The sequence below is a fragment of the Stieleria sp. genome (genome assembly GCF_041595215.1).
GTDB lineage: Bacteria > Planctomycetota > Planctomycetia > Pirellulales > Pirellulaceae > Stieleria > Stieleria magnilauensis.
Window position 1 is genome coordinate 1 of the sequence record NZ_JBFHKV010000663.1, and the last position, 4,855, is coordinate 4,855.

The window sequence follows — 4,855 nt, forward strand, 5'->3', positions numbered from 1 at the left end:
CCGAAGGTCAAACTGTCGATCGGAATGTCGAAGTCCAACATCGGCTCGGGCGTTCCGTCCTCAGCGAATCGGACGACTGTTTCGCGATTGGGCCAGGTCGCTCCCCAGAGCGTGCCTTCGGGATCGAAGGTCAGGTTGCCGATGCGGAGATCGCTGAAGGGTGTAAACATCTCACTGATCGGGTCAAATCGGTCGACGCCGCGACTGGTCGAAACGAAGATGTCGCCGCTGGACGGATCGATGGCCAACGTCTGAGTGATGCCTTCACCGAACTCGCGTTCCACTGCGCCCGTCTCGGCGTTGAGCAAAAGCAATGGACCGCCGCCGGTCGTCGCCCACAATCCCCCGGAAGGTGCGAACTCGAGATCGAAAATCGGATGCGACAACTCGGCGATCGCGTTGCCGACGCTACCACCTTCAATCGAGACCTCGTACAAGAAATTGCGGCCGAGCCCTCCGCTGATCAAGGTCGTGCCGTCCTCGCGCGCCGCGATCGCCATCGGGCCGATCCCGGCTTCGCTGGTCGGAATACCGCTGGCGAAGCGCCGCGCCGCAAAGGGATTCAAAACGGTGCCAAACTCCGACGTGTTGCCGGCTGATGGAACAGCCGACTGGGCCGCGAGGAACAGTTCGTTGGTCGACGGGGTTTCGACCGGTTTCGGTGCCGGCGGCAGCGGCGCGGTCGTTCGGTCGAATCGATCGGTCGTGCCCAAGTTGATTTGCGAACCATCTCCGGGAACAATCGTTCCCAAGCGAGGCGACTCCTGGTTTCCGGCTTGGTCGGTCGCGAGGGCAAGGAACTCATAAGTACTCCCGGCATCGCCAACGTAGATCCCGCTGGCTTCGGTCGATTGGCGCTGCCAAATCGCAAAGTCGCCGCCGTCCTGGGCGACGTAGACGGTAACGTGTTTGACGCCGGAACCGTCGGTCTCGTCGACCGCGTCCCAGGTGACTTCGAATCGGCTGCCATCGGCCCCGATCGGCGTCGAGGTGACGGTGGTCACTGGCGCGGCAACGTCGACACGGTGGGTGGTGACGTTGGTTTGCATCGGCGGTGCATTGCTGAGCAGCACGCGAGCCGATGCGGTGATCTCGTTGTCGATCGCAAGGTTCGCGGCAGGATTGACTTGGTAGGTCACAAACCCCGCGCCGCGACCGCGTGCATCATTCGGCGGCAACAAGCCAATGTCACCTTCGCGGACCAGTTCGCCGGTCGCCGGATCAATCGCCTGCAATCTCCAGCTTGCAATCCGTGTTTCCAAATCGACACCTGCCGTCACGCGAAGGATGAAGCCCTTGCTCTCGATGAAGTCAAAGTCGCCTTGGAAGGTCGCCAGGTCGTCGGGAATGTGAACCTGGACGTCACCGAGTTTCAGATCGCCGAGCTGGAAGGAACGCACGTCCACATCGTCATCCAACTGCGTCACGACGCGCAAGTCGTTCGTCGTCGATGCAGCCGCGGCGTCGTTTTGGAATTGAATGGTGTACGGAAGCGGCGATGTGGCGGGAACGAATTGTTGGTCACCAAAACCGAAGGGGCCGACCAGACTGGCATTCGGTGTTTCGGCGCCCGTGCCTTCGAAGAAGCGAGCGAAGTTGGGTGGTGCGAGTTCGGCGCCGGGAGGAACGTCTAGCGCAGCGGAACCAAGCTTGTTCGAGAACGGAACGTAGATGTTGAAGGACTGAAAGTGAGTCGGGCGGCTCTGATTCAATTCAAAGGCGGCCGGGTCCACTTCGGTGGCATAGGTCGCTCCGGGGTTGGACGCTTCCGCCAGCGTGGCGTCGTTGCCGTACCAGAGGCGAACCTGCTCAAAGAATTCGAGCAGGCTGCCGCTGGTCTGGATTTCTTCTCCGACCGGACCGGCAAGCACGCCCGTGGACAGTACGGCAGCGAGGCTGACGACTTTGGGGTTTTCACGAATCGGCGGGACATCATCTTCCACGCGCAGCAATCCGCCTTCTTCCAGAGCCGCCAAATAGGCGTCGGTCCAGGTATCACGGTCGGCGGCCAGGACTCGTAGCGCCGGTGTTGCATTGGGATCGTCCAGGACCGCGTCGCGCAGTGCCAGGGCATCACGAGTTTGCAGCGAGATGAATTCATCGCGATCGACCGCGGCGGCTGATGCCAAAATATGGAATTGGAACGCCACAAGTTCCGGCTCGATCGCGTCCAGGAACGACCCGGCGTACTCGCCGTACGCTTCACTGAGTTGTGGGAAGAATTCATCCAGCTTGTCTTGATCCGTGACCGCGGCGCTGAGGGCTTCGTAAAATCGATCCATCACGGCAAGAAACTCATCCTGCTCCTGGTCGATCAACTCCTGCAGCCCCGGATAGGTGTGGACGTTGAAGGTCAGCCCTGCAAAGTCACCGACGGTCAGGTCTGGGATCACACCGGGAGTGGTGATCTGGCCCAGCGCGTCGGTTTGAAAACTGCCGTCGTGCGGTGTTGTGATCGCCGAATCGAGACTGGCCCAGGGAACGTCGTCAAAGGCTTGACCGTCGGGCCGGCCGCGGAGGTTCGACGTAAACGCCGCGTAACGGAACCCAAACAGATCGGGGTTCGTGCCGAGTTCAGGAACACCGAGAGTGAAGTAGACGTAGGGCGCATCCACGTTGCTGCGGTTGTCGACGGAGAAACTGAATGTGCCCACTTCGCCGGGGTTGAGCACACGCGGACCGCCGAGTCCCACCGAGACATCGGGTTCAATGGCCCGTTCAATCTGATAGCGATACGGCAACGAAGCTTCCTCGCCGCCGGGGTTGATCACCTTGACGTCGTACAAACCGCGAGGTGCGTCGCGCAAATCAAAGGTGGCGAGAATGCGGGTGCTGTCGAGCACTTCGTAGTTCACCGCTTCGAACTCGCCAAACCGCGGACGAACCAGTTTGGGAATCGCGTTCGGGGCGAACTTGGCTCCGTGAATCGTTGTCGTTACCCAGCGGGAATCGCCTCCAATATCGGTCGTCACATCGGTAACTTGGAACGGCAGCAACTCGGCCGTGATACGAACCGGCGTGTCGTCTTCGGGCTGAGAATAACCGCGGACCAGGACGTAGTACGATCCGGGCTCAGTGGTTGCGATGACGGCGGCCTGATCGGGCTTGAGTTGCCCGGAGTAGGCCGCGTCGTACTGGATGCCGTTGGGCACATCGCGGAAACGAATGAACAACTCGTTGGCGGCTTCGTCGGCATCGGAATCGATCGAGACCCTCAGCGTTTCGCCGGCACCGACTTGGACTTCATACAAGCGAACTTGTCCGGTGCTGAGCGTTGTTTCCAGCGGCACACCGGGTGTCAACGCATCGACGGTTAGGCTAATCGTACCCGGTGATGCGGTTTGATTATTGAGCTCGTTCTCGGCTTCGAAGACGTCATCAAAAATGTCGGCGCGGGTGATGACGCGGTACTGGCCGGGTTTGGCAGGCGGCAGTGTGGCGGTCAACGTGGATGTGTACGTTTCGCCGACGGCCATCGAGAACCGGGTTGCGTTATCTTCGACGATGCCCGGAAACTCAGCGCGTCCCAACGGGATATCAGTGATGTCCCAGATCGCATCTTCGGAGAGGTACAGCGCGTCCGACCAGACTCCGGTTGCTGGTTCGGGGCCATGATTGGTGACCGACCAGGTGATCTCGATGTCTTCTCCCGACTTTCCACTCGGCGGAATGCTGATCGAATCGACTTGCAAGTCCGCCGGCGGAGGCAGTTCGATCACGGTCGGCGGTTGGCCGGCAAGCGAGTTATTGAATTCCTTGTCCAGTTCGAACACGTCGCCGTCGGGGAAACGGTTGTTGATCACCGGATCGGTGATCACGATCACGTAGTAGGGGCCCTCGAGATTCCTCGGAGCACGGACCGATTGCGTGGCGGTGTATGATTGGTCTTTCGCCAGACCGCCGGAATACGAACTCGAGCCGAGGTAACGATCGGCATCCCTGTCCAGGAACGGGTCGCGCGACAAGTAGATGAGATCCGTCCAGCCTGACTGTCCCGGCGGCGTGTCACCGGGGCCAAGGTTGCTGACGGTGTACTCGACGTCGAACGTCTTACCCGCTAGCAGTCGTGGCGGCACCACCACCGAGGTGACTTGAAGGTCCGGCGGATCGGTCAGTTCGATCGGCAGCAGTGTCTTGGCCGTGTTATCCGCCTCACCGTCAAATTCCTGCACGACCGCCATGCCGGTGGCACCACATCCGACGATGTCGTTGCGGAAGATGGCCAAACAGTCCACCGCGGACGAACCTCCGCTCGTGAACTCGATACCGCTTCCGTCGATTTCAGGGAAGCGTGCACGGGTGAACTTGGAGTCAACGTCGACGATCAGATAGAAGTCGCCATCGATTCCTTGTGGAAGTCGCACATCGAGCGATCGACTGTAGGATTCATCGATGCCGAGAACTTTTCCGTTTGCGCCCGAGCCATTACTCTGCCTCAGCAGCCAGTCGGAAGGGTCCAACGATTCATCGCGAGAAAGAAAGACACGATCGGGCCAGGCTTGTTCGGCCTGATCGGTGTCGGGCCGCGGGTACGTCGCCGCATCTCCGATGTTCTGCACCGTCCAATTCACAGTAACGGTTTGACCGGACTGAACCACGCCCGATGGGACCGTCAGCGAGGTGACCTTCAGGTCCGGTTCAGAATAGCTGATCTGAATCGGCCTTGAGTCCCGGTTGTTGAATTCTGCGGGAGCGAAACCGCCGCTCTCCATCCGTCCTCCTTCGTAAACGGCGCCACGCCCCCACTTATTCGTGCCCGCGTAGAACGCGTGGCCTTCACGGTTGTTCATTGGCGGGACGGTCGGTTCGAAACGCCTTGGATCGGGGATCGGTAACGCATCAGTCCAGACATAGA

General features: G+C 60.2%; 1 protein-coding gene. It reads right to left on the bottom strand.

The window, feature by feature from the left end:
- On the bottom strand, nucleotides 1–4,790 hold a 4,790-nt coding region (locus tag ABX749_RS22030), incomplete at its 3' end, for a CARDB domain-containing protein (RefSeq protein WP_372897880.1).
- Between the last annotated feature and the right edge of the window lie 65 nt (nucleotides 4,791–4,855).